Below are 23,032 nucleotides of genomic sequence, written 5' to 3'. Positions count from 1 at the left end.
GCGGAGTAGCTCTCGGAGAACCAATCTATTGGTCCTCGCTGTGGCTATTGGGCCTTGGCTGGTTTGTCCTTTGCTTTCGCTTTGGCCTTTGCCTGCTCCTCGCCTGCAGCCTCAGGGTCGGCGTCGGCTGGAGTGGCAGCTTTTTCGGTGATGGTGCTATAGGCCTCAAGCCACTCCAGCAGCTTGTCGCGCAGCAGGTCGTCAGCAACGGCCAGACGCAACCTTTCAGGATCGATGTTGCCCTGCTGGCTCAGGCCGCGGCTGATCTCTTTGATCTTGGTTTCGAGCTCCTTGGCTTCCACCTCGATCGCCTCGGCGGTGGCGAGGGCCTTGAGGGCCAGGCTGCGGCGCAGGCGCTCCTCTGCCTCCGGCCGGGAGGTGTCCATCAATGAGCGCACCAGGTCGGGGGTGAACAGCTTTTTGACGTCCATGCCCTGCTGGGCGATCTGTCCGGCTGTCTGCTCCACCAGGTTGCGGATTTCCTGTTGGATCAGGGTTTCGGGCAGTTCCACTTCAAGCTCTTGAACCAGGGCGGCGAGCAGGGCGTCGTGGCGGCTGGCCTTAGCCCTGCGCTCGGCGTCGTCCTTGAGGCGGGTTTCCAGATCGCTGCGCAGTTCTGCCAGGGTGGCTTTGTCGCTGGCCTGCTGGGCAAAGGAGTCGTCAAGGGCGGGTAGTTCCCTGCACTTGAGGTCTTTCAGGCTGATCTCGAAGCGCGACTGGCGGCCGGCGGCCTCTTCTTGGGGGTAGGTATCGGGGAACTGGCAGTCGATGGTCTTGCTAGCGCCGATATCCATGCCGATTACGCCCTCGACGAAGCCGGGGATCATCCGGCCCTCCTCCAGCTCGACTTCCATGGCATCGCTGCTGCCACCACTGATGGCCTCGCCGCTATCCACGTAGATGCCGCTGAAGCTGAGCACCGCTACATCGCCGCTGGCGGCGGGGCGGCCTTCTACGGGCACCAGGGTGGCCAGCTGCTTGCGCGACTGCTCGATCAGTTCATCGATGCGGGCTGGATCGAAGCTGATTGCTTCGGCCTCAGCCTTGAGCCCCTTGGTGGACTTGAGTTTTGGTGTGGGCTCGACGTCGAGCTCCAGGGTGATGGTGAGGGGGCTGCCGGGCTCGAAGCGTTCCAGCACGACTTCAAAGCCTTCGGTGAGCTCGGGCCGGCCGATGGCTGCCACCATTTCTTGGCTAACAGCATCCCGGAAAGCGGCGTCCACCAAGTCTTCTAGGGCGGTGGCGCGGATGCGCAGGGGGCCGATCTGCTGGAGCAACACCGGCCGGGGCACCTTGCCCTTGCGAAAGCCGGGAAGCTTGATGCTGCTACTCATCTTGTCCACGGCGGCGTCATAGCTGGCCTGGCTGCGGCCGCCGGGGATGGCCACCTCGAGGGCCACGCGGCTGCCCGGACGGGGACTGGCCTTTATCGACAGCGGGCTGGCGGCTGGGGCGGCGGCAGAGCTCATGGAAAACAGTTGCAGACCCCAATCCTAGAAAGCGGCCGTTCCGAGCTCTCAGCGCGTATTGTCGAAAAGGCGCACGACGAAAGCGATAGGTCCCAAATCAGCAAGTAGCGGCTTCGACGTAAGCCGGCTTCTTTGTTGCAGCTTTCCGTCTCTAGCTGGTTTGACGTTTGACCCCCAGCTCCGCCATCGAGTTTTGATTCCTTTCCCGCTCCCTTGACCGCCGCCCAGACCGTCCCTGCCCCGCCATCTCCCTGCCTGCCCAGCCGCCCCTTGCGGGTTGCGGTTCTCGGTGCGACCGGTGCCGTTGGCCAGGAATTGCTCGAGTTGCTCGCTGAGCGCAATTTTCCTGTGGCTGAGCTGATTCCCCTGGCGTCACCGCGCTCCGCTGGTCAAAGCCTTGCTTGGCAGGGCAAGTCGCTGGCGATCCGCCCTGTGGAGGCCTCAGCTTTTGAAGGGGTGGACGTGGTGCTGGCCTCAGCCGGCGGCTCGGTGTCGCGCCAGTGGGCTCCGGTGGCGGCCCGGGCTGGTGCGGTGGTTATCGACAACTCCAGCGCCTTCCGAATGGATCCGCAGGTGCCCTTGGTGGTTCCAGAAGTGAACCCCGAGGCTGCTTTTGCCCATCGGGGCATCATTGCCAACCCCAACTGCACAACAATTCTGCTCACTCTGGTTTTGGCCCCCCTGGCGGCGCGTCGGGAAATTCGGCGAGTGCTGGTGAGCACCTATCAGAGCGCCAGCGGCGCCGGTGCCCGGGCGATGGAGGAGCTGCGCCAGCTCAGCCGCACCGTGCTCGATGGTGGTGAGCCCGTGAGTGAGGTGCTGCCCCACTCCCTAGCCTTCAACCTTTTTCTGCACAACTCTCCGCTGCAGGACAACGGTTATTGCGAGGAGGAGCTGAAGATGCTCAACGAAACCCGTAAGATCATGGGCACGCAGGAGCTGCGGCTTTCGGCTACCTGTGTGCGGGTGCCGGTGCTGCGGGCCCATTCTGAGGCCGTAAATATTGAATTTTATGAGCCCTTCCCGGTGCAGGAGGCCAGAGCCCTGCTGGCTGAGGCCCCCGGCGTGGAGCTGCTGGAAAACTTTGAGGCCAACCGTTTCCCGATGCCCACAGATGTGACGGGCCGCGATCCGGTAGCGGTGGGACGTATCCGCCAGGACCTCAGTGATGCCAATGCCCTAGAGCTGTGGCTCTGCGGTGATCAGATTCGCAAGGGTGCGGCTCTCAATGCGATCCAGATTGCCGAGCTGTTGATCCAGGGCCCGGCGGCTGCAGCTGGAGCGGTTTTGCCCGGAGGTGCTGCTTGAGCCCTATCCAGCCAGCCACTCCGTTATTTGGCCGCGTGCTGACGGCGATGGTGACCCCCTTCGCTGCCGATGGTTCGGTGGATCTGGGCCTTGCGGCCCAGCTGGCAGAGCACCTGATCAATCAGGGCTCCGATGGAATTGTGGTGTGCGGTACCACTGGCGAATCACCCACGCTCAGCTGGGACGAACAGCATGCGCTTTTAGTAGCGGTGAAGCAAGCGGTTGGGCATCGGGCCAGCGTGCTGGCGGGCAGCGGCAGCAATTGCACCGCCGAAGCGGTGGAGGCCACGCGGCAGGCGGCGGCCCTCGGTGCAGACGGTGCCCTAGTGGTAGTGCCTTACTACAACAAGCCCCCCCAGGACGGCCTTGAGGCCCATTTCCGTGCTGTGGCAGCGGCGGCACCCCAGCTGCCCTTGATGCTCTACAACATCCCTGGCCGTACAGGCACCAGCCTGGAGCCAGGCACCGTTGCCCGCCTGCTCGACTGCGCCAACGTGGTGAGTTTCAAGGCTGCCAGCGGCAGCACCGAAGAGGTGAGTGCCCTGCGGGCTCTGTGCGGCAACCGTCTGGCGATCTACAGCGGTGACGATGCCCTCACCCTGCCGATGCTTGCCGTTGGTGCTGTGGGAGTGGTGAGTGTGGCCAGCCACCTGGCCGGAGCTGAGATCAGCGCCATGGTGCGCGCCTTTTACGCGGGGGATTTGGCCCAGGCCCTGGCTCTGCACGACCAGCTGCTGCCGCTGTGCAAGTCCCTTTTCTGCAGCACCAATCCGATCCCCGTCAAAGCCGCCTTGGAGCTCAGCGGCTGGCCCGTAGGTGCACCCCGTCTTCCCCTGCTTTCCGCCACTACCGACGTGCGACAACGCCTCTCCGAAACCCTGGCCGCCCTGCGTCCTACCTGACGCCAAGGCTTGAGACCAGATCGATTCAGTTTGTTCCTTTTCCCTAAAAATTCTTCTCCATGACCAGTTCCAACGGCAGAGCCCAGGGCACAAGTCAGCTCGCCACCAAGCCGCCCCACCTGCGGGTGATTCCCCTGGGCGGCCTGCACGAGATCGGCAAGAACACCTGTGTGTTCGAGTACGGCGACGACATCATGTTGGTGGATGCCGGATTGGCCTTCCCCAGTGATGGCATGCATGGCGTCAATGTGGTGATGCCGGATACCAGCTATCTCAAGGAAAACCAGAAGCGGATTCGCGGCATGATCGTGACCCATGGTCACGAAGATCACATTGGTGGTATAGCCCACCACCTTAAAAACTTCAGCATCCCCGTGATTCATGGCCCGCGCTTAGCGCTGGCCATGCTCACCGGCAAGATGGAGGAAGCCGGTGTGATGGATCGCACTATCCTCCAAACCGTCGCGCCCCGCGATGTGGTGAAGGTGGGCCAACACTTTTCTGTGGAGTTCATCCGCAACACCCACTCGATGGCCGACAGCTTCTCGCTGGCCATCACCACCCCTGTGGGCACGGTGATTTTCACCGGCGACTTCAAATTTGACCACACACCGGTGGATGGCGAGACCTTCGACATGGCTCGCCTCGCCCATTACGGCGATAAGGGGGTGCTGTGCCTGTTCAGCGACTCCACCAACGCCGAAGTGCCGGGCTTCTGCCCGCCGGAGCGTTCAGTGTTCCCTTGCCTGGATCGTCACATCTCCCAGGCAGAAGGTCGGGTGATCATCACAACTTTTGCCAGCTCGATTCACAGGGTGTCGATGATCCTGGAGCTGGCCCTCAAGAACGGCCGCAAGGTGGGCCTGCTGGGCCGCTCCATGCTCAACGTGATCGCCAAGGCCCGGGAGTTGGGTTATATGCGCGCCCCGGATGATTTGTTTGTGCCGATTAAGCAGATACGCGATCTGCCCGACCGCGAAACTCTGTTGCTGATGACTGGTAGCCAGGGTGAACCCCTGGCCGCCTTGAGCCGCATCTCCCGTGGCGAGCATCCCCAGGTGCAGGTGAAGAGCACCGACACGATTATTTTCTCGGCCAGCCCGATCCCTGGCAACACCATCTCGGTGGTGAACACCATTGACCGGCTGATGATGCTCGGCGCCAAGGTGGTTTATGGCAAGGGCGAGGGTATTCACGTCTCTGGCCACGGCTTCCAGGAAGACCAGAAGCTGATGCTGGCTCTAACCAAACCCAAGTATTTTGTGCCCGTGCATGGCGAGCACCGCATGCTCGTGGCCCACAGCAAAACCGCTCAGTCGATGGGGGTACCAGGCGACAACATGCTCATCATCGACAACGGTGATGTGGTGGAGCTCACTGCCGATTCGATCCGTAAAGGCGACCCCGTCAAGGCCGGCATCGAACTGCTGGATGCTTCCCGCAACGGCATTGTTGATGCCCGTGTGCTTAAGGAGCGCCAGCAGCTGGCCGAAGACGGCGTGATCACTCTGCTTGCGGTGATCAGCACCGACGGTGTGATGGCTGCGCCGCCGCGGGTGAATATCCGTGGTGTGGTCACCACTGCTGATGCCCGCAGGCTTTCGATGTGGGCCGAGCGCGAAATCGGCTGGGTGCTGGAAAATCGCTGGAATCAGCTCTGCCGCAACACCGGTGGCAAGGCCCCTGAGGTGGATTGGGTGGGTGTGCAGCGAGAGGTAGAGGTGGGTCTGCAACGCCGTCTGCGCCGCGAGCTGCAGGTGGAGCCGCTGATCATTTGCCTGGTGCAGCCAGCACCTGCCGGTACGCCTGCTTACAAGGGTCGCGCCGACGCCGAACCCGATAGCCGACCCGCTCCCCGGGGTCGCTCTGCCCGTGATGGAGGTGGCCGTGGCCGCGACGGCGCCGTGCCGGCACCCCAGCGTCAGCTGGTTGCCGTTGGAGCCGCCGCCCCTGCCGCCACGCCTGTGTCTGCTCCTACTGCTGCTCCAGCCGCTGTGGTTGCTGAGGTTTCGGCCCCAGCAGTCCCAGCCCCAGCAGAGCTCGAGCCGGAACCCGCCGGCCGTACCCGCCGCCGCCGTTCAGCCGCTATTGCGGGCTGATCGGCTCCAGCACCAGCTCAGCGGATCACCACTCGCAGCAGCCCCTTGGAGAGTTCGGCTAACTCCTCGGGGCTTGGTCCGCCGACTGGCTCGGCAAACCGTTCTCCAGGCCCAGCCAGGGTCTCTTCACTCAAGTCGACCCACAGTTCTTCGGCGGAAGCAGCATCTGCCTGGGCCACCTCGATCAGCTCTGGCTCATTGACCACTTCAACTACCAGATTCGGCACCGGCGCCTGCGCCGGCACGGGCACCTGAGCCTCCGCCGCCTCGATGCCGCCAAGTTGCTCCATCCAGGGCATGGCTGAGCCAGCGCTGGTGATTGCTGTTCCGCCCGCTACTGGCTCATTGCCGAAGGGGAAGGCTTGGCCTCCACTGCTTGGCGCATTCGAGGCTTGTACCGGTGCAACTTCCAGTTGTGCTGCCTGGCTGGCGCATTGCTCCAGCCCCTGGTCGGCGATATCCCGAAGTACGGGTTCTTGGGTGGCTGCGCGAACGCGGCTGTAAAAACCGGTTGCTGTAGCTCTGTCTTGGTAGCCGTAGAGGTAGGTGTGGCCTAGTAGAAGCTGCAGTCTTTGGCGCAGGGGGTCGGCGGGTTCGTTGGGCAGCTCGAGCAGCAGCTCCTCGCTTAAGCGGGCCACATCGTCCCATTGGCGTTCGCTGTAAACCCGCTCAATGGCCTCATAGCGCTGTTGTAGCGAGTGCGGCGAGGTTGTCATTGCGGCAGCTGGGCGGCGGGATGGTGCAGCCACAGTGTGCAGCGATCCCAGCGCAGCTGCCAACCCGCTCCTAGGTCTGCCTGGCCTGGGGGATGGCCCGGTTGCAGCCGCCGCAATAGTTCTTCGAGTTGCCTGGCTGGGAGCGCCAGCCCGGTGCCTTGCTCAAGCCAGTGATGCAGCAGTTGGCGCTGGTTGGCTACGGCTAGGTCGCCCAACTCCTGGCGCTGCAGTCCTGGTGCCGCATCGTGGCTGGAGACTGTTTTTAGAGTTTGCAGGGCAAGATTCACCAATTCGTTGCTGCTCTCCACCTCCTCCACCAGCCTCTCGGCTTGGGCGCTGATCCTCTGGGCAGCACCGGGATGGAGCTCCTCGAGCACGGGCACCACCTCGGCCCGGATTCGGTTTCGGCTGTAGCGGCGGTTGGTGTTGCTCGGGTCTTGCCACACGGGCAGCTTCAGTTGCTGGCAAAGCCGGGCGGTGTCGGCCCGGGAGAAGGGCAGCAGCGGCCGCGCCAGCGCGATTGGCTCGCATGGATCGGTGGTTGGGCTCGATGGGATGCTGAGGGGGCGCAGGCTGCGCAGGCTGGCCAGGCCGCGGCGATGGCTGCCTCGGGCTAGGTGCAGCAACAGGGTTTCGGCTCGATCGCTGGCGGTGTGGGCGGTCACCACATGGCCCACCCCCAGGCATCCGGCCTGCTCAGCCAACTGGCCATAGCGCCAGTGGCGGGCGTCAGCTTCGCTGGCTGCCTCCGGCGGCCTCAGCCAGGAGGAAACGTGCAGCTTGAGCCCTTGGTCGCTGCACCAGCCGGCCAGCTCCGCTGCCACCTGGCCCGACTCCGGTCGCCAGCGGTGGTCGCCGTGCCAGAGGTGCATGGGCCACTGGTGCAGGCGCTGCAGGTCGCGCAGCAGGGCCAGCAGGGCCATGGAATCTTGACCACCCGAGATGGCCAGCAGCAACGGCGCTCCTGCTGGCAACAGCTCGGGATGGTGCCGCAGGTGGCGATGCAGCCGCAGGTGGTCCGGGCCCCAGCGCGGCCTGGGTGGGAGAATCGATTCACTATTCAAATCTTGCGTTTCCATGGTTGCGAAGTCGCGTCTTGAGCAGCTGCCCTCCGCCCTGCAAGCCGCGCTTGCCGATCGCCGCCTGCTCAAGGTGATCGCTGGCCTCACCAATTTTGATGCTGCCAGTGTGGAGCGGATCAGCCGGGCCGCTGGCCAAGGCGGTGCCGATTTGATCGATGTGGCCTGTGATCCGGAGCTGGTGCAGCTGGCCGCTGCAGTGAGCGGCTTGCCGATCTGCGTGAGCGCAGTTGAGCCCGAGCTGTTTGCCGCTGCTGTGGCTGCCGGGGCGGCAATGGTTGAAATTGGCAACTACGACGCCTTCTATCCCCTCGGTCGCATCTTCGACGCCGCTGAAGTGCTGGAGCTCACCCGCCGCACTCGCAAGTTGCTGCCTGAGGTCGTGTTGAGTGTCACCGTGCCCCATGTGCTGCCCCTCGATCAGCAGGAGCAGCTGGCGGTGGATCTGGTGGCCGCCGGTGCCGACATCATCCAAACCGAGGGCGGCACAAGCGCTAAGCCCTTCAGCGCCGGCAGCCTCGGCTTAATTGAGAAGGCGGCTCCAACCCTGGCCGCTGCCCACAGCATCAGCCGCGCCTTGGCTGCGGCGGACAGTGTTGAAGCGGGTAGTGCTGCACCGGTGTTGTGTGCCTCTGGCCTCTCCGCCGTAACCGTGTCGATGGCAATCGCCGCCGGTGCCGCCGGTGTGGGGGTTGGTTCAGCGATCAACAAGTTGAACGACCCCCTGGCCATGGTGGCCGTCGTGCGCGGTCTACGCGAGGCCCTTGGTAAGCCTGTAGGCGCAATCGTTGTTGGTTGACGCCAAGCTCAGTGGTTTCTGCCTGAACCCATGACTATTTTGCGGCAATGATCACCGCATTTTTTTCATGGGTTCTCTGATGTGGCTATTGCAGTGGCCGATTCGGGCCATCGTGCTGTTGATTGTGGCCTGGCTTCCCTTGGGAGTGGAGGTGAGCAGTTTCCCGATCGCCATGCTTTCCGCTGTGGTGATTGGCTTGCTAGGCACCCTGTTGATCTGGCCGCTGAAACTGCTGCTGGGGCCGGTGTGGGCGGTCACCAGCCTGGGAGGACTGATCAGTCCAGTGAGCCTGCTGTTCAACTGGGCGATCACGGTGGTGCTGTTTGGCCTGGCAGCTTGGTTGATCAAGGGATTCCGCCTCAAAAACGGAGTGGTGAGCGCAATTCTCGGCGGCGTTGTCTATGCCGTGTTGTCGGCCGTGATCCTGCGGATCCTTGGCCTTGATGTCGACTTCACTCGCGCAGCTGCCCTGATCACCACAGCTCCGGTGGTTTGACCCCGAGAATGGGGGAATGGTTCCGTTTGAACTCCACGCCCCTTACCAACCCAAGGGAGATCAGCCCACGGCCATTGCCGGGCTGGTGCAGGGCGTTGATGGGGGCGAGCGCTACCAGACCCTGCTAGGCGCCACCGGCACCGGCAAGACCTTCACGATCGCCAACGTGATCGCCCAGACCGGGCGCCCTGCTTTGGTGCTGGCCCACAACAAAACCTTGGCGGCCCAGCTCTGCAATGAGCTGCGGGAGTTCTTCCCGAATAACGCTGTTGAATATTTCATTAGCTACTACGACTATTACCAGCCAGAGGCGTATGTGGCTGTCTCCGACACCTACATCGCCAAAACAGCTTCGATAAACGAAGAGATCGATATGCTGCGCCACTCGGCGACCCGCTCGCTGTTTGAGCGCAACGATGTGATCGTGGTGGCCTCTATTAGTTGTATTTATGGTTTGGGTATCCCCAGTGAATATCTAAAAGCCGCAGTCAAGTTCAAGGTGGGCGAGACCCTCAATTTGCGAGGCTCTTTGCGGGAGTTGGTAAACAACCAGTATTCCCGCAACGACCTGGAGATTTCCCGCGGTCGTTTTCGGGTGCGGGGGGATGTGCTGGAGATCGGCCCGGCCTATGAAGACCGGCTGGTGCGGATTGAGCTCTTTGGTGATGAGGTGGAGGCGATCCGCTACGTGGATCCCACCACTGGGGAGATCCTGCAAAGCCTCGACACAATCAATATCTATCCGGCTAAGCACTTTGTGACGCCAAAGGAGCGGCTGGCGGACGCGATTTTGGCCATCCGCAATGAGATGCGTGAACGGCTCGATGTACTCAACGGTCAGGGGCGGCTCTTAGAGGCCCAACGGTTGGAGCAGCGCACCACCTATGACCTGGAGATGCTTGAGCAGGTGGGCTACTGCAATGGTGTGGAGAACTACGCCCGCCATTTGGCCGGCCGAGAGGCGGGCACGCCGCCGGAATGCCTGATCGACTATTTCCCTAAAGACTGGCTGCTGGTTGTGGATGAGAGCCACGTCACCTGCTCCCAGCTGCAGGCGATGTACAACGGCGACCAGTCGCGTAAGCAGGTGCTGATTGAGCACGGCTTCCGCCTGCCTAGTGCTGCCGACAACAGGCCGCTCAAGGGTTCGGAGTTCTGGGAGAAGGCCCAGCAGACGATCTTTGTGAGTGCCACTCCTGGTAACTGGGAGATGGAGCAGAGCAGTGGCCAGATTGTGCAGCAGGTGATCCGCCCCACCGGGGTGCTCGACCCGATTGTGGAGGTCCGTCCTAGTGAGGGTCAGGTGGATGACCTGCTCGGCGAGATCCGGGTGCGGGCGGAGAAAAACGAGCGAGTGCTTGTAACCACGCTCACTAAGCGCATGGCCGAAGATCTCACCGATTATCTGGCCGAAAATGGCGTGCGAGTGCGCTATTTGCACTCCGAGATTCATTCGATTGAGCGGATTGAGATCATCCAAGATCTCAGGAATGGTGAATACGACGTGCTGGTTGGCGTTAACCTGCTGCGGGAGGGATTGGACCTGCCCGAGGTATCTCTTGTAGCGATTCTTGATGCTGACAAGGAGGGTTTCCTGCGGGCCGAGCGCTCCTTGGTTCAGACCATTGGCCGGGCCGCCCGCCACATCGAGGGCAAGGCCATCCTCTACGCCGACAATCTCACCGATTCGATGGCTAAGGCCATCTCTGAAACCGAGCGCCGCCGCGCCATTCAGCACGCCTACAACGTTGAGCACGGCATCACCCCCACCCCTGCAGGCAAGCGGGCCGGCAATTCGATTCTCTCCTTTCTGGAGATGTCACGGCGGCTCAACGACGACCAGCTGGAGGAGGCCACCGAGCAGGCCGAGCACAACAATGTGCCCCTGGATGCCCTGCCGGAGCTCATCCAGCAGCTTGAAGAGAAGATGAAGGGTGCCGCCAAGAACCTTGAATTTGAGGAGGCTGCCAACCTGCGCGACAAGATCAAAAATCTGCGCCAGAAGCTGGTGGGAAGGGCTTAATCAGGGGCCTCGGTCTTGACAGGTGACTCAGTTTCGCCAGGTGACTTAGTGCCCTCGGCCCGATGTTGCGCGATGCCACCCAGTGCAAATGCGGCGTGCACCGCCCGTAGAGCTGCTACCCCATCGGTTTCGGCTACGACGCAGCTGGTGCGGATCTCGCTGGTGGCGATCAGTTCAATGTTGATGCCTGCGTCGGCCAGGCAGCGGAACATGCGGGCCGCGGTGCCCGGGGTGAATGGCATGCCGGCCCCTACGGCGCTGATTCGGGCTATGGCGGGCCCCTCCTCGAAGCTGGAGCCGGGCCATTGGCGCAGTAGGGGCGCCAGGGTCTGTTGCGCCCGCGTCAGATCGTCGCGTTTGAGCACGAAGCTCATATCGCGGCTTGGCCCGACGTGGGTGCGCTCGGATTGCACGATTGCGTCGAGGCTGATGCTGGCGTCGGCCAGGGTGCGGCAGACGGCCGCGGCGGTGCCGGGGCGATCGGGCAGGCGCCTAACTGCGACCTGGGCTTGATCGCGGTCGAGGGCAACGCCGCGAACAGCCGGATCCCCCTGATGGCAGGGCCTGGGATTGCGGCGCAGCTGCTGATCAGGCAGCTCAAAGGCTTCGGCTGCGGCCCGCAGGGCCCGATCCGCCTGGTCTCCAGCCACCAGGCAGCTCACCTTCACCTCGCTGGTAGCAATCAGGCGCAAGTTGATGCCCGAGCGGGCCAGGGTGTCAAACAGCCGGGCAGCTACCCCTGGCCTGCCCATGATTCCGGCGCCCGAGATGCTCAGCTTGGCCAAGCCGGCTTCGGCGCTCAGCTGGGCGCCGCCATCGTTGAGGGTCGCGCCCATGGCGGCCAGCACCTCGCGGCACACCAGCTGGGCCCGGTCGCATTCAGTGGCGGCCAGGGTGAAGGCGATGTCGTTCGAGCTGCCCTCGTGGGTGGCTTGCACGATCAGATCCACGTTGAGACCGGCGGCACCGAGGGCCTCGAACAGCTGGGCTGCCACTCCGGGCCGGTCGGGCACGTGGGCGAGGGCCAGCACGGCTTGGTCTGTTTCGAGTTCGGCGCCATCCACTGGTTTGCCCAGCTCCAGACCTTCATGGCGAATCGGCCTGGGGGCGCCACTGGTGAGCAGGGTGCCGGTCTTCTCGCTCCAGCTGGAGCGCACCACTAGGGGCACGCCGTAGTTGCGGGCGATCTCCACCGCCCGCGGGTGCAGCACCGAAGCCCCCAGGCTGGCCAACTCGAGCATTTCATCGCAGCTCACCTGTGCCATCAGCTGGGCGTCGGCCACCTTGCGGGGGTCGGTGGTTAAGACCCCAGGAACATCCGTATAGATCTCGCAGGTATCAGCGCCCAGGGCTGCTGCCAGGGCCACCGCCGAGGTGTCGGAGCCACCGCGGCCCAAGGTGGTGATCTCGGGGGTGCCGCCAGCGCCACTGCTGGTGCCCTGGAAACCAGCCACCACCACCACCTGACCATCAGCGAGTAAGCGCCGCAGCCGTTCGGTGCGGATCTCCAGGATGCGGGCGCGGCCATGGGCCGATTCGGTGACGATGCCAGCCTGGGTGCCTGTCATCGACACTGACGGCACGCCCTCGGCGTGCAGTGCCATGGAAAGCAGAGCGATCGACACTTGCTCGCCGGTGGCTAGCAGCATGTCCATCTCCCGCTGGGGTGGGTTGCTGCTGATGGCGCGCGCTAGGCCGGTGAGCTGGTCGGTGGTGTGGCCCATCGCTGACACCACAATCACCAGCTCGTGGCCCTGCTCACGGCTGCGGGCGATGCGGCGGGCCACTGCCTGAATGCGCTCCACATCGGCCACCGAGGTGCCGCCAAACTTCTGAACCAGCAGGGCCATGGCGGGGTGCGGCGGTGAGCGTCAGTGAAAGAACGGCTAATTATCCGTCCTGGTTCCTGAGGGGTTGAGCAGGAAGCCGTCGCGGAAGGCATCGCCGGCTTCACTGCCCCGCTTGAGGGCAGCCTCCACTGAGAGCAGCTGGCTGAGCAGGCGCAGAAATACGGCGGGCTGGCGGCCGCGGATCTGCTTTCGCATCACGTAGATCCGTTTTGGATTGCCGATGCCGGCCGCTTTAGCGATCACGGCTACGTCGCTTTCACCTTGCTGGTCGAGCAGGGTGACCCAAAGCCAGCCGCGGATTTGGCTGCTGAGAGCGGCAACGATGCGCAGGGCCGGTTCGTTGGCCTCCAGCAGGGCATCGAGCCGGGCAATGGCGTCGGCTGGCTGGCCAGCCAGCAGGGCATCGCCCACGGCGAGGGAGCTGGTGGCCTGACCGCCCACCAGGGCTTGCACGGCGGCGAGGCTGATGGGATTGGCGTAAAGGCTGAGCTTTTCAAGCTCGCTGGCGAGGCGGGCGCTGTCGTTGCCGATGGCATCGGAGAGGGCTGCAGCTGCGGCTGGCTCGAGCTTCAGCCCCAGCTCCCGGGCCGTGCTGCTCACCAGCTCCACCTGGCCGGCGCCGTCCCAGATGGCTGGCAGGGCAAAGCTTTGCTCGCTGGCCTGGCCAGCCTTCACCAACTTCTGCAGGGCCTTGGTGGTGCGCAGCCGGGCATCCGGCTTGCCGGAACTCACCAGCACCAGATGGCAGCCATCCGCCACCTGGGCTAGGGCGGCCTCGAAACGCTCGGCCAGCTCAGCTGGGCACTGGCTGCAAAACGGACTGCGTTGCAGCACCACCATGCGGCTGCCGGCGCCAAAGGGCGGCGTGCGGGCCTCCTCGAGGGCCTGGGCCGCCTGGCCGGTGTCGTTGCCATCGAGGCGGCTGAGGTTGATGGTGGCCCAGCTGGGATCCACCTGCGCCTGCACCAGCGCCTCTACGGCACGGGTGCGGGCAGCTTCGTCGTCGCCCCAGAGCAGGTGAATGGGCATGGGTGGTGTGCGGGGCTCAGATCCGCAGGGCGCTGAGCACCGGATGCAGCCCAGTCTGGGCCAGGGCCGGATGGTCGGTGACTAGCACCACTGCGCCGGACTGGATGGCAGTGGCAAGTTCGATGGCGCAGCTGTCGTCGAGCTGGGGTTCCTGGCGGCGCAGACGCACGGCCGCAGCAGCGATGGCGCCATCGCTGGGGATCAGTTGCCAGTGGTGGGGATTCTCGAAGGCCTGGATGTAGCGCTGGGCCAGGGCCTCGTCGCCCCGGGCCAGGGGCCCCTCGAGCACTCGCATCAGGCTCAAGCTGCTAACAACCCCAATCCAATACCCAGCCCCTATTCCCTGCATCAGTGGCTCGAGGTGTTTGCCGGCGCCCTGGGCGTCTGCCAGAAAGGCCACCAGCGCGGTGCCATCGAGGGCGATTCGGGAGCCGTGGGCTAGCAGGCGGGGGTTGAAGGCCTCTGTGTGGGGCAGGTTCTGTACAGGTTGTACAAAAGCTGGCGGTGGTGGTGCTGGCCGGGCTGGTTGGCGTTGCTGGGGATCCCAGCAGCCCCTGCCGCTGCCTTGTAGGGCCATCAGGCTCTGGATTTGACGTTGGCGGAGCAGGGGATCAACCGGTGCCCGCCCTGCCAGCGGCACCAGGGCGGCCATGGGGGTGCGGTGGCGCTGGATCACGATTCGTTCGCCGGCCGCCGCTCGCTCCAGCAGTTCCGGTAGGCGGCGCCTGGCCGCTTCGACGCCCATGGTGGTGTCAGGCATGGGTGTGCACGAATCTGTACAGACCGTACATGCTGTACAACCTGTACAGAATTAAGGACAGCGCTGCTGGTGATTGATGCACCGCTCAGAAATGGGTCAAAAGAAATGGGTCATGAGAAATGGACCAAGAAAAATGAACTAAGAAAAATGAATCGAACCATGAGTAATGCTGAAACTGCGGCCTTTCGTGGAGTGCCTTCCCTGGATCACCCGATTTTTTGCGAGAGCTTGCGGCTGATCCGGCAGTTGCCGGGCACGGCGGCGGCGCTGGCGGCGCTCAGCCCCCTGCAGCAGGACGTGTTGCTGCGCCTGATTCACAGCAGCGGCGATCCGGGCCTGGCGGCCGATCTGGTTTGCCCCGCGACCGCCTGTGGCGCCGGCTTGGCGGCCCTGGCTGCTGGGGCGCCAATCCTCACGGACACGGCAATGGCGGCCGCGGCGGTGGCGCCGATGGCGCGGCGCACCTTCGCCAATCAGGTGCGCAGCGTGCTCGATTGGGCCCCCGCCGCGGCCCCGGAGGGTTCCACGCGCACGGCAGCCGGGATGGCGGCGGCGCTGGCCGGGCAGGGTGAGCCAGTCGTGGTGTTGATCGGCAGCGCCCCCACGGCCCTGGAGGTGCTGCTGGAGCTGGTGGCATCAAAAGCGGTGCCGGCGCCGGCCCTGGTGATCGGCATGCCGGTGGGGTTTGTGGGGGTGGCCCAGAGCAAGCGTCACCTGGCTGACAGTGGCCTGGTGCATATGCGGCTCGAGGGCTCCAAAGGCGGAGCTGGACTGGTGGCAGCGGCCTGCAATGCCCTGCTGCGGGCTGCCTGGCTTCAGGCGGCGAGCGCCCCGTCTGGCCCGACTTCCGCCTCCTCTGGCTCCTGATCCACCCGCACGACGCTGTTGGCTTCGATGCGGCCCAGCACCTGGCGGGCGCGCAGCACCACCGCGGCGGGTACGCCGGCCAGGCGGGCGGCCTCGATGCCGTAGCTGCGGCTGGCGCCCCCCGAGGCCACCCGGTGCAGGAACACCAGGGCGTCGCCGGTTTCCTGCACCAGCACCTGGGCGTTGGCCACGTTGGGTAGCTGGTCGGCTAAGGCATTGAGCTCGTGGTAGTGGGTGGCGAAGATGCTGCGGGCGCCGATGCCGCCGCGCTCGGCTGGCGTGGCCAGGTGCTCGGCCACGGCCCAGGCGATCGAGAGGCCGTCGAAGGTGGCGGTGCCGCGGCCGATCTCGTCGAGCAACACCAGGGAGCGTGGCGTGGCGTGGTGAAGAATGTTGGCCGTCTCGGCCATCTCCACCATGAAGGTGGACTGGCCGGCAGCCAGGTCGTCGCCGGCGCCGACGCGGGTGAAGATCCGATCGGCGATGCCCAGGCGCGCCGAAGCCGCTGGAATCCAACTGCCCATCTGGGCCATCAGCTGCAGCAGGCCGCTCTGGCGCAGGTAGCAGCTCTTGCCGCTGGCGTTGGGGCCGGTGAGGATGATCAGGTCGGGGCGGGGATCGGAGTCGGGGGCTGCCTCGGGGATGGCACCTAGCACCACGCTGTTGGCGGTGAAGGGCTCTTCCACCAGCAATTGCTCCACTACTGGGTGGCGGCCGGCTTCGATCTGCAGCAGGCGGGCCTCGGGACTGGCGGGGTCGGTGATTTCGGGACAGCAGTAGCCGCTGGTGGCTGCCACCTCGGCTAGGGCCCCGAGGGCGTCGAGCTCGGCCACCAGGCGCGCAGCTGTGCGGATGGCGGCAGCCTGCTCGCCGACCCGGGTGCGCAGGCCGCAGAACAGTTCGTATTCGCGCTGGGCGGCGCGGGCTTTGAGCTGCTGGATGGCGCCCTCGCGGTTGCGCAGGGCTGGGGTGACGAAGCGCTCCTCGTTGGCCAGGGTTTGGCGGCGGATCCAGTGCTGTGGCACCGCCGCCGCCTTGGCCTTGGACACCGCTAGGAAGTAGCCGAAGGTGCGGTGGTACTGGAGTTTGAGGCTGGCGAGGCCGCTGAGCCGGCGCTCCTCGGCTTCCTGCAGGGCCAGCCAGGCGTCCTGGTCGTCGAGTTGGTTGCGCAGCTCATCGAGGTCTGGATCAACGCCGTCGTGGATCAGGCCGCCCTCGGTGAGGGAGAGGGGCGGGGTGTCGAGCAGGGTGTGGCGCAGGTCGGCGGCGAGGGTGTCGAGCTCGGGCCAGGGGCGGGCCAGGGCCTGCAGGGGGGCGCTGCTGGCTTGGGCGAGCTGGCTAGCCAGCTGGGGCAGGCGCTCCAGTCCATCGGCCAGGGCCACCAGATCCCGGGCCGAGGCGCTGCCGGCGCCGGCCCGGCCCGCCAGGCGCTCCAGGTCGCCCATCGGGCGCAGCAGGCGGCGCAGGGCCAGCCGTAGGCCGCGATTGGCCACAAGCTCACTGACGCCGCCCTGACGCTCGAGGATCGCCGCGCGCTCCACCAGCGGCGCCTGCAACCAGCGGCGCAGGCAGCGGCCGCCCATGGCGGTGTGCGTGCGATCCAGCGCCCAGAGCAGGGAGCCGTGCACGCTGCCGCCCAGCTGGGTTTTGGTGAGCTCCAGGTTGCGGCGGGTGGCCGCATCGAGCACCAACTGGTCGCCCGCCTGCCAGGTGGTGGGCGGATCTAGGGGCACCCGGGCCTGGCTGGTGTCGTCGAGGTAAGCCACCAGGCCGCCCGCCGCGCGCAGGGCCAGCGGCGCTTCGCCGAGCCCCAGGCCATCGAGGCTGGCCAGGCCGAAGCGCTGCTTGAGGGTGGCGGATGCTTCCGGTGCCTCAAAGGGCGTGCGGGGCAGGGGCGTCAGCCGCAGGGCCTCGGGGCACCAGTTGGGGCTGGGGCTGGCGCTGGCACTGGCGGTGGCGGTGGCGGCGGGCCAGAGCACCTCGGCGGCCTCCACCTGCAGCAGCTCCTGGTGCAAGCCGGCGCTGCCGGCCCGCTCGGTGACCCGGAATTCACCGGTGCTGACATCGGCCACCGCCAGGCCCCAGCACGCGCCCTCCATCACCACGGCGCAAAGCCAGTTGTTGAGGCGGGCCGCCAGCAGGCCCTCTTCAAGCACGGTGCCGGGGGTTAGCACCCGGGTGATGCCGCGCTTGAGCAGTTCGCCTTTGGCCGGGGTGCTTTCCAGTTGGTCGCAGAGGGCGACGCTGAGGCCGCGGCGCACCAGCTCAGCGCAGTAGCGCTCGGCGGCATGGTGGGGAATGCCCGCCATCGGCACCCGACCGACCGCTTTGCCGCCCTCCTTGCCGGTGAGGGTGAGCTCCAGGAGGCGCGAGAGGGTGATGGCGTCTTCGAAGAAGCACTCGAAGAAGTCGCCGAGGCGGTAGAGCAGCACCCGATCGGGATGGGCGGCCTTGAGCTCCACGTAGTGACGCAGCATCGGCGTCAGCTGCTCGGCGCTCACCAGGCTGTGGTGGTGCCAGGGGGGCAGGTCGGAGTCGGGGCTTGAGCTTGCTGTGGTTGCCGCCGGTGGGGCAGCTGGGGCGGCTTGGCGCTGACGGCTGCGGGGCCGGGTTGGGCCGGGCTCGGGTGCGGGTTGGGGTTGAGGTTCCTCGGCCAGGCCCAGGGCGGCGGTGAGCGAAAGCTGTTGTTCGGCTTCCGCGGCCACGGCCCTTTCCTGGTGAGGTTGGATCGTAGGTCGACTTGCCGGTGGGCTTCATGTTGTGAAGCGAGGCCCCGGCTGACCTGGGTCTGCGTGTGAGAATCTCGCAACCGATCGGCGTGTAGCCGCTGCTAATCCATGCAGATCCTCAACACCCTCACCGTTTTGGCTCTGGTGGTGCTGTCGTTCGCCTTGATTGTGGCGGTGCCGGTGCTGTACGCCAGCAGCGAAGATTCAGGTCGCTCCAATCGCCTTATCCTGCTTGGCGGCCTCGCCTGGGTGGCCCTGGTGCTGCTCAACTGGGGCATGAGCATCTTTGTGGTCTGAAGCGTGGCGATTTTTGAAGGGCGGTTCACCGACACTGCTGGTCTGCGTATCGCGGTGGTGGTTGCCCGTTTCAATGACCTGGTTACCGGCAAGCTGCTGAGCGGCTGCCTCGACTGCCTCTCGCGCCACGGCGTTGACACCAGTGATGCCAGTGCCCAGCTGGATGTGGCCTGGGTGCCCGGCAGCTTTGAGATCCCCCTGGTGGCCCAGCGCTTGGCGGCCAGCGGTCGCTATCAGGTGGTTATCACCCTGGGTGCGGTGATTCGTGGCGACACCCCCCATTTCGATGTGGTGGTGGCCGAGGTGAGCAAAGGCGTGGCTGCCGTGGCCCGCGACACCGGCGTGCCGGTGATCTTCGGCGTGCTCACGACCGATACTTTGCAGCAGGCCCTAGAGCGGGCCGGCATCAAGAGCAATCTGGGCTGGAACTACGGCTTGCAGGCCCTTGAGATGGGCAGCTTGATGGCGGCTATTCCCGACTGAGAGTGCCGGGTAGTTGGTTTTGAGTTGGACGACTTTGCGATGGTGCGCCACCGCCGGCGCTATTTGCCTGGCATTGCCGCCCTGCCTCTTTTGCTGCAGCTCCAGACGGGATCTGGCTGAGGCTGCTGTCGCGCTTTTTTATCCGGTCGAAACCCCTGAGCCCCCTGAAACTCCTTGTTTCACCAGTAGGGCCTGGGGGGCTGCGTCGCGGAAGCCCAGCTGCTCGTAGAAGCCGGCGCTGTTGGTGGTCATTAGGTAAACGCGCTCGACACCCCGCAGGGCCGGGGCTGTCAGCAGGGCTTCCACTACCCGGCGGCCGAGTCCCTGGCCGTGCAGGTCACCGGCCACCACCACATCCCAGAGCACGGCGCGATAGACGCGGTCGCTGCTAGCTCGGCCGAATCCCACTAGGCGCTTGCCCTGCCACAGGCTCACCACCACGCTGCTGCCGGCGAGCAGCCTGCGCAGTTGGGTGTGGCTGCGCTCTTGGGCCCAGAAGGCGTGCTTGTTAAACAGGCGCTGCAACTTCCATAGGCCGCGGCTGGGCCGCAGGCCCGGGCCGAGGCCGAACCAGCGCAGGCCAGGGGCGCCAGGTGCGTGGATCAGGAGGCGCAGTGCTGCCATGGCAGCATTCTCCCAGCGGAGCGTTCCCTATGACCCGTAAGGGAATTATTTTGGCGGGAGGCAGCGGCACTCGGCTGCATCCGATCACGCAGGCGGTGAGTAAGCAGCTGCTGCCGGTGTACGACAAGCCGATGATCTATTACCCGCTCAGCACGTTGATGCTGGCTGGTATTCGGGAGGTGCTGATTATCAGCACGCCCCATGATTTGGCATCTTTTGAGCGTTTGCTGGGAGATGGCAGCGCTTGGGGCATGGAGATTCGCTACGCCGTTCAGCCGAGTCCGGATGGGTTGGCTCAGGCGTTTTTGATCGGCGCTGATTTTTTAAGTGGTGCGCCGGCGGCACTGGTGCTGGGCGACAACCTCTTCCACGGCCACGATTTGATTCCCCAACTGCAGGCCAGTAATGGCGGAGGGGCTGGAGCCACGGTGTTTGCCTATCCGGTGCGGGATCCAGAGCGCTACGGGGTGGTGGAGTTTGCGTCGGATGGTCAGGTGCTGAGCCTGGAAGAGAAGCCAGCGCAGCCCCGTTCGCGCTACGCGGTGACCGGCCTTTACTTCTATGACGATTCTGTGGTGGATCGGGCTCGCCAAATCCAGCCGTCGCCACGGGGAGAGCTGGAGATCACCGATCTCAATCGCCAATACTTAGAGGAGGGGTTGCTGCGGGTGGAGCTGATGGGCAGGGGTATGGCTTGGCTGGATACGGGCACCTGTGATTCGTTGCATGAGGCAGCCAGCTACATCCGCACCCTGGAGCACCGCCAGGGCCTGAAGGTGGGCTGCCCGGAGGAGGTGGCCTGGCGTCTGGGCTGGATCAGCGCTGAGCAGCTCGCCGGATTAGCGGGGCCGCTGCGCAAGAGTGGCTACGGCGACTATTTGCTGCAACTGCTGGAGATCTCCAATGCAGGTTGAGCAGCTGAGCACAGCCTCCGGTGTGGTGATTGAGGGTCCGCTGCTGATCACGCCCCAGATTTTTGGCGATGGGCGGGGCTTTTTCTATGAGAGTTGGAACCAGCGCCGCTTTGATGAAGCAGTGGGCTGCCCCACCACCTTTGTGCAGGACAACCATTCGCGCTCTTGCCGCGGGGTATTGCGCGGCCTGCACTACCAGCTGGAGCCAGAAGCCCAGGGAAAACTGGTGCGCTGCCCGGTGGGTGTGATTTTTGATGTAGCGGTAGACCTGCGGCGCAGTTCCGCCACCTTTGGCCAGTGGGTGGGAGCAGAGCTCAGCGCTGACAATCAGCAGCAGCTGTGGGTGCCGGTGGGCTTTGGCCACGGCTTCCTAACCCTCAGCGAGAGCGCTGAGGTGCTCTACAAGGCGAGCGGCTACTGGAGCAAGAGCTGCGAGCGCTCCCTGCGCTGGAACGATCCTGATCTCGCCATCACCTGGCCGCTGGAAGGCATGGAACCGTTGCTGGCGCAGAAGGATGCTGATGCCCCTGAGCTTGCGGCAGTGATGGCGGCTGGGGAGGTATTTGCGTGAAGGTACTGCTCACCGGCGCTGCCGGCCAACTGGGTCAGGCGCTGCGACAGCAGGTGCCTGCGGGAGTGGAGCTGATCGCCACCTGCCGCAGCGGTGGCAATGGTTTGCTGGCCCTGGATCTGGCTGATGCCGGCGCCTGTCGCGCAGCCATCCGTGATCACAGGCCCGATTGGGTGCTCAACGCCGGCGCCTACACGGCGGTGGACAAGGCCGAAAGCGAGCCAGAACTGGCCTTGGCGGTAAATGGCGGCGCCCCAAGGGCCTTTGCCGAGGCGCTGCTGGAAACGGGTGGACGCTTGCTGCAGGTGAGCACCGATTTTGTTTTTAATGGCAGCCAGGGCAGCCCCTATCGCCTGGAGCAAAAGCGCGATCCCCTTGGGGTTTATGGCTGTAGCAAGGCCGCTGGCGAGGAAGCGGTGGAGCTGCTGCTGGGCCCCGCTGCTGGCGGTGCAGGGGCAGGGCGGGGAGTGATTTTGCGCACCAGCTGGGTGATGGGGCCGGTGGGCAAGAACTTTGCCCTCACCATGCTGCGGCTGCACCGGGAACGCCAGCAGATCGGCGTGGTGGAAGACCAGGTGGGTTGCCCCACCAGCACCCATACCCTGGCGGCGGCTTGCTGGCGGGTGATAAGCGCTGGCATGAGCGAGCCGGTGCTGCATTGGAGCGATGCGGGAGCCGCTAGCTGGTTTGACGTGGCTGTGGCAGTGGGCGAGTTGGCTCAGGAGCTGGGGCTCTTGGAGCAGCCAGCTCTTGTGAATCCGCTGACTACGGCGGAATATCCACTGCCGGCTCAGCGGCCCAGTTACTCGCTGCTGGATTGTTCAGGCAGCCGCAAGGCCCTCGGCCTGGCCCCCACGCCTTGGCGGCAGGCGCTGCGTCAACTTCTCGAAACTCTCCTATGACCAACCCACCCGACGTTTCAGCGCTCCTGGCCGGCCGCCGCCGCATCCTGGTGACCGGTGGGGCCGGCTTTATCGGCGGGGCGGTGGTGCGCCGGCTGCTTAGCGAAAGCGAGGCGTTGGTGTTCAATCTCGATAAATGTGGCTACGCCAGCGACCTCACCAGCATCGAGGCGCTGCCCCAGGCGGAGGCACGCCACCAGCTCCTCAAGGTGGACCTCACCGATGCGGCGGCTACAGCAGCGGCGGTGCAGCAGGCCGATCCCGACCTGGTGATGCACCTGGCGGCAGAGAGCCATGTGGACCGCTCGATCGAGGGGCCGGGGGCCTTTATTGAGAGCAATGTGAGCGGCACCTTTCAGCTGCTGCAGGCGGTGCGGGCCCACTGGGAAGGTCTGAGCGCTGAGCGCAAGGCGGGTTTTCGTTTTCATCACATCAGCACCGATGAGGTGTTCGGCTCGCTGGGGGCTACGGGGCGCTTCTCGGAGACCACCCCTTACGACCCACGCAGTCCCTATTCAGCGAGCAAGGCGGCCAGTGATCACCTGGTGAGCGCCTGGCACCACACCTATGGCCTGCCGGTGGTGCTCACCAACTGCAGCAACAACTACGGCCCCTGGCAATTTCCCGAGAAGTTGATTCCGGTGGTGATCCTCAAGGCAGCGGCTGGCGAGCCGATTCCGCTTTATGGCGATGGCGCCAACGTGCGCGACTGGCTCTATGTGGAAGATCACGTGGATGCGCTGCTGCTGGCTGCAACCCAGGGGCAGCTGGGCCGCAGCTACTGCGTGGGAGGCCATGGGGAGCGCACGAACAAAGAGGTGGTGGAAGCGATCTGCAACGCGCTCGATGAGCTGCGCCCGGCCGGCGCCCCCCACGCGCGTCTGATCACACCGGTGACGGATCGCCCTGGTCACGACCGGCGGTACGCGATTGATCCAACCCGGATCAGCAACGAGCTGGGCTGGCAGCCGCGCCACAGCTTTGAGGAGGGTTTGGCAGCAACGGTGCGCTGGTATCTGGAGCACCACAGCTGGTGTGGGGCTGTGAGCGAGCAATGCGGTTACAGCGGTGCTCGCCTGGGCCTTATTTCTGGTGGCTGATCACGGTTCAGCGAT

21 protein-coding genes are annotated in these 23,032 nt (G+C 64.9%); 13 read left to right on the top strand and 8 right to left on the bottom strand.

The genetic code is table 11. The features are described 5' to 3' along the window. Positions 1–44: 44 nt before the first annotated feature. A complete protein-coding gene (gene tig, locus KBY73_RS01095) occupies positions 45–1,469 on the bottom strand; it encodes a trigger factor (protein WP_254935268.1) in 1,425 nt (474 codons plus the stop codon). Between the two features lie 213 nt (positions 1,470–1,682). On the opposite strand from tig, the gene KBY73_RS01090 reads away from it, so the two are divergent. The 3 genes from KBY73_RS01090 to KBY73_RS01080 are packed head-to-tail and all read left to right on the top strand — an operon-like array spanning position 1,683 to position 5,778. After that, entirely contained in the window at positions 1,683–2,777 is a 1,095-nt protein-coding gene (locus tag KBY73_RS01090) for an aspartate-semialdehyde dehydrogenase (protein WP_254935267.1), read from the top strand. After that, positions 2,774–3,679 carry a 4-hydroxy-tetrahydrodipicolinate synthase gene (gene dapA / locus KBY73_RS01085; RefSeq protein ID WP_254935266.1) on the top strand — a complete coding sequence of 302 codons (906 nt, stop codon included), beginning with the start codon at positions 2,774–2,776 and terminating at the stop codon, positions 3,677–3,679. The genes KBY73_RS01090 and dapA overlap by 4 nt, the downstream gene beginning before the upstream one ends. Before the next feature lie 59 nt (positions 3,680–3,738). Further along, positions 3,739–5,778, top strand: a complete 2,040-nt coding sequence (locus KBY73_RS01080) for a ribonuclease J (protein ID WP_254935265.1) — start codon at positions 3,739–3,741, stop codon at positions 5,776–5,778. A 17-nt stretch (positions 5,779–5,795) separates the two neighbouring features. Here KBY73_RS01080 and KBY73_RS01075 read toward each other — a convergent pair whose 3' ends face one another. Further along, entirely contained in the window at positions 5,796–6,494 is a 699-nt protein-coding gene (locus KBY73_RS01075; protein ID WP_254935264.1) for a hypothetical protein, read from the bottom strand. Then, positions 6,491–7,573 carry a tRNA lysidine(34) synthetase TilS gene (gene tilS, locus KBY73_RS01070; RefSeq protein ID WP_254935263.1) on the bottom strand — a complete coding sequence of 361 codons (1,083 nt, stop codon included), beginning with the start codon at positions 7,571–7,573 and terminating at the stop codon, positions 6,491–6,493. Before tilS ends, KBY73_RS01075 begins: the two co-directional genes overlap by 4 nt. Between tilS and KBY73_RS01065 the strand changes: the two genes are divergently transcribed. The 3 genes from KBY73_RS01065 (at position 7,572) to uvrB (ending at position 10,891) form a co-directional block, all read left to right on the top strand. Further along, positions 7,572–8,372, top strand: coding sequence for a DUF561 domain-containing protein (locus tag KBY73_RS01065; protein WP_254935262.1), 801 nt, complete (start codon positions 7,572–7,574; stop codon positions 8,370–8,372). The two genes, tilS and KBY73_RS01065, sit on opposite strands and share 2 nt — an antisense overlap. Before the next feature lie 67 nt (positions 8,373–8,439). Continuing rightward, complete coding sequence (locus KBY73_RS01060) at positions 8,440–8,868, top strand: phage holin family protein (RefSeq protein WP_106632469.1); 429 nt, start codon at positions 8,440–8,442, stop codon at positions 8,866–8,868. Between the two features lie 16 nt (positions 8,869–8,884). Further along, positions 8,885–10,891, top strand: a complete 2,007-nt coding sequence (gene uvrB / locus KBY73_RS01055; protein WP_254935261.1) for an excinuclease ABC subunit UvrB — start codon at positions 8,885–8,887, stop codon at positions 10,889–10,891. On the opposite strand, the gene KBY73_RS01050 is transcribed toward uvrB, so the two are convergent. The 3 genes from KBY73_RS01050 to KBY73_RS01040 are packed head-to-tail and all read right to left on the bottom strand — an operon-like array spanning position 10,888 to position 14,530. Further along, the gene (locus KBY73_RS01050; RefSeq protein ID WP_254935260.1) at positions 10,888–12,741 is read right to left on the bottom strand and encodes an aspartate kinase; all 1,854 of its coding nucleotides are present in this window, start codon (positions 12,739–12,741) and stop codon (positions 10,888–10,890) included. The two genes, uvrB and KBY73_RS01050, sit on opposite strands and share 4 nt — an antisense overlap. Before the next feature lie 36 nt (positions 12,742–12,777). Next, positions 12,778–13,770 carry a DNA polymerase III subunit delta gene (gene holA, locus KBY73_RS01045; protein WP_254935259.1) on the bottom strand — a complete coding sequence of 331 codons (993 nt, stop codon included), beginning with the start codon at positions 13,768–13,770 and terminating at the stop codon, positions 12,778–12,780. A gap of 16 nt (positions 13,771–13,786) precedes the next feature. Further along, complete coding sequence (locus tag KBY73_RS01040; protein WP_254935258.1) at positions 13,787–14,530, bottom strand: hypothetical protein; 744 nt, start codon at positions 14,528–14,530, stop codon at positions 13,787–13,789. A 159-nt stretch (positions 14,531–14,689) separates the two neighbouring features. On the opposite strand from KBY73_RS01040, the gene KBY73_RS01035 reads away from it, so the two are divergent. Next, entirely contained in the window at positions 14,690–15,397 is a 708-nt protein-coding gene (locus KBY73_RS01035; protein WP_254935257.1) for a precorrin-8X methylmutase, read from the top strand. On the opposite strand, the gene mutS is transcribed toward KBY73_RS01035, so the two are convergent. Next, complete coding sequence (gene mutS, locus KBY73_RS01030) at positions 15,346–18,060, bottom strand: DNA mismatch repair protein MutS (protein WP_261349072.1); 2,715 nt, start codon at positions 18,058–18,060, stop codon at positions 15,346–15,348. The genes KBY73_RS01035 and mutS overlap by 52 nt on opposite strands. A gap of 174 nt (positions 18,061–18,234) precedes the next feature. On the opposite strand from mutS, the gene psbZ reads away from it, so the two are divergent. Both psbZ and ribH read left to right on the top strand, forming a co-directional pair. Beyond that, entirely contained in the window at positions 18,235–18,423 is a 189-nt protein-coding gene (gene psbZ, locus KBY73_RS01025; RefSeq protein WP_106632462.1) for a photosystem II reaction center protein PsbZ, read from the top strand. A 3-nt stretch (positions 18,424–18,426) separates the two neighbouring features. Beyond that, positions 18,427–18,906 (top strand): 6,7-dimethyl-8-ribityllumazine synthase, encoded by a 480-nt coding sequence (ribH, locus tag KBY73_RS01020; RefSeq protein WP_254935255.1) that lies wholly within the window; start codon positions 18,427–18,429, stop codon positions 18,904–18,906. Positions 18,907–19,044: 138 nt separating this feature from the next. Here ribH and KBY73_RS01015 read toward each other — a convergent pair whose 3' ends face one another. Further along, on the bottom strand, positions 19,045–19,530 hold the full coding sequence (locus KBY73_RS01015) for a GNAT family N-acetyltransferase (RefSeq protein ID WP_254935254.1): 486 nt from the start codon (positions 19,528–19,530) through the stop codon (positions 19,045–19,047). A 29-nt stretch (positions 19,531–19,559) separates the two neighbouring features. On the opposite strand from KBY73_RS01015, the gene rfbA reads away from it, so the two are divergent. Genes rfbA through rfbB form a run of 4 tightly spaced genes read left to right on the top strand, consistent with a single transcriptional unit; the run spans position 19,560 to position 23,017 of the window. Beyond that, positions 19,560–20,444, top strand: a complete 885-nt coding sequence (gene rfbA / locus KBY73_RS01010; protein WP_254935253.1) for a glucose-1-phosphate thymidylyltransferase RfbA — start codon at positions 19,560–19,562, stop codon at positions 20,442–20,444. Continuing rightward, on the top strand, positions 20,434–21,015 hold the full coding sequence (gene rfbC, locus KBY73_RS01005; protein WP_254935252.1) for a dTDP-4-dehydrorhamnose 3,5-epimerase: 582 nt from the start codon (positions 20,434–20,436) through the stop codon (positions 21,013–21,015). Before rfbA ends, rfbC begins: the two co-directional genes overlap by 11 nt. Beyond that, the gene (rfbD, locus tag KBY73_RS01000; protein ID WP_254935251.1) at positions 21,012–21,917 is read left to right on the top strand and encodes a dTDP-4-dehydrorhamnose reductase; all 906 of its coding nucleotides are present in this window, start codon (positions 21,012–21,014) and stop codon (positions 21,915–21,917) included. Before rfbC ends, rfbD begins: the two co-directional genes overlap by 4 nt. Beyond that, positions 21,914–23,017, top strand: a complete 1,104-nt coding sequence (gene rfbB, locus KBY73_RS00995; RefSeq protein ID WP_254935250.1) for a dTDP-glucose 4,6-dehydratase — start codon at positions 21,914–21,916, stop codon at positions 23,015–23,017. The genes rfbD and rfbB overlap by 4 nt, the downstream gene beginning before the upstream one ends. The last annotated feature ends 15 nt before the right edge of the window (positions 23,018–23,032 follow it).

Source organism: Cyanobium sp. Tous-M-B4 (assembly GCF_024345395.1).
Classification (GTDB): domain Bacteria; phylum Cyanobacteriota; class Cyanobacteriia; order PCC-6307; family Cyanobiaceae; genus Cyanobium_A.
This window is presented reverse-complemented; position numbering and strand designations above follow the sequence as displayed.

Bases quoted from the DNA above. Each gene is read 5' to 3' on its own strand.
- KBY73_RS01050 (WP_254935260.1), bottom strand. From the start codon at position 12,741: ATGGCCCTGCTGGTTCAGAAGTTTGGCGGCACCTCGGTGGCCGATGTG.
- holA (WP_254935259.1), bottom strand. From the start codon at position 13,770: ATGCCCATTCACCTGCTCTGGGGCGACGACGAAGCTGCCCGCACCCGT.
- KBY73_RS01080 (WP_254935265.1), top strand. From the start codon at position 3,739: ATGACCAGTTCCAACGGCAGAGCCCAGGGCACAAGTCAGCTCGCCACC.
- uvrB (WP_254935261.1), top strand. From the start codon at position 8,885: ATGGTTCCGTTTGAACTCCACGCCCCTTACCAACCCAAGGGAGATCAG.
- tilS (WP_254935263.1), bottom strand. From the start codon at position 7,573: ATGGAAACGCAAGATTTGAATAGTGAATCGATTCTCCCACCCAGGCCG.
- psbZ (WP_106632462.1), top strand. From the start codon at position 18,235: ATGCAGATCCTCAACACCCTCACCGTTTTGGCTCTGGTGGTGCTGTCG.
- KBY73_RS01065 (WP_254935262.1), top strand. From the start codon at position 7,572: ATGGTTGCGAAGTCGCGTCTTGAGCAGCTGCCCTCCGCCCTGCAAGCC.
- KBY73_RS01040 (WP_254935258.1), bottom strand. From the start codon at position 14,530: ATGCCTGACACCACCATGGGCGTCGAAGCGGCCAGGCGCCGCCTACCG.
- KBY73_RS01075 (WP_254935264.1), bottom strand. From the start codon at position 6,494: ATGACAACCTCGCCGCACTCGCTACAACAGCGCTATGAGGCCATTGAG.
- rfbB (WP_254935250.1), top strand. From the start codon at position 21,914: ATGACCAACCCACCCGACGTTTCAGCGCTCCTGGCCGGCCGCCGCCGC.
- KBY73_RS01060 (WP_106632469.1), top strand. From the start codon at position 8,440: ATGGGTTCTCTGATGTGGCTATTGCAGTGGCCGATTCGGGCCATCGTG.
- rfbA (WP_254935253.1), top strand. From the start codon at position 19,560: ATGACCCGTAAGGGAATTATTTTGGCGGGAGGCAGCGGCACTCGGCTG.
- KBY73_RS01035 (WP_254935257.1), top strand. From the start codon at position 14,690: ATGAGTAATGCTGAAACTGCGGCCTTTCGTGGAGTGCCTTCCCTGGAT.
- rfbC (WP_254935252.1), top strand. From the start codon at position 20,434: ATGCAGGTTGAGCAGCTGAGCACAGCCTCCGGTGTGGTGATTGAGGGT.
- KBY73_RS01015 (WP_254935254.1), bottom strand. From the start codon at position 19,530: ATGGCAGCACTGCGCCTCCTGATCCACGCACCTGGCGCCCCTGGCCTG.
- tig (WP_254935268.1), bottom strand. From the start codon at position 1,469: ATGAGCTCTGCCGCCGCCCCAGCCGCCAGCCCGCTGTCGATAAAGGCC.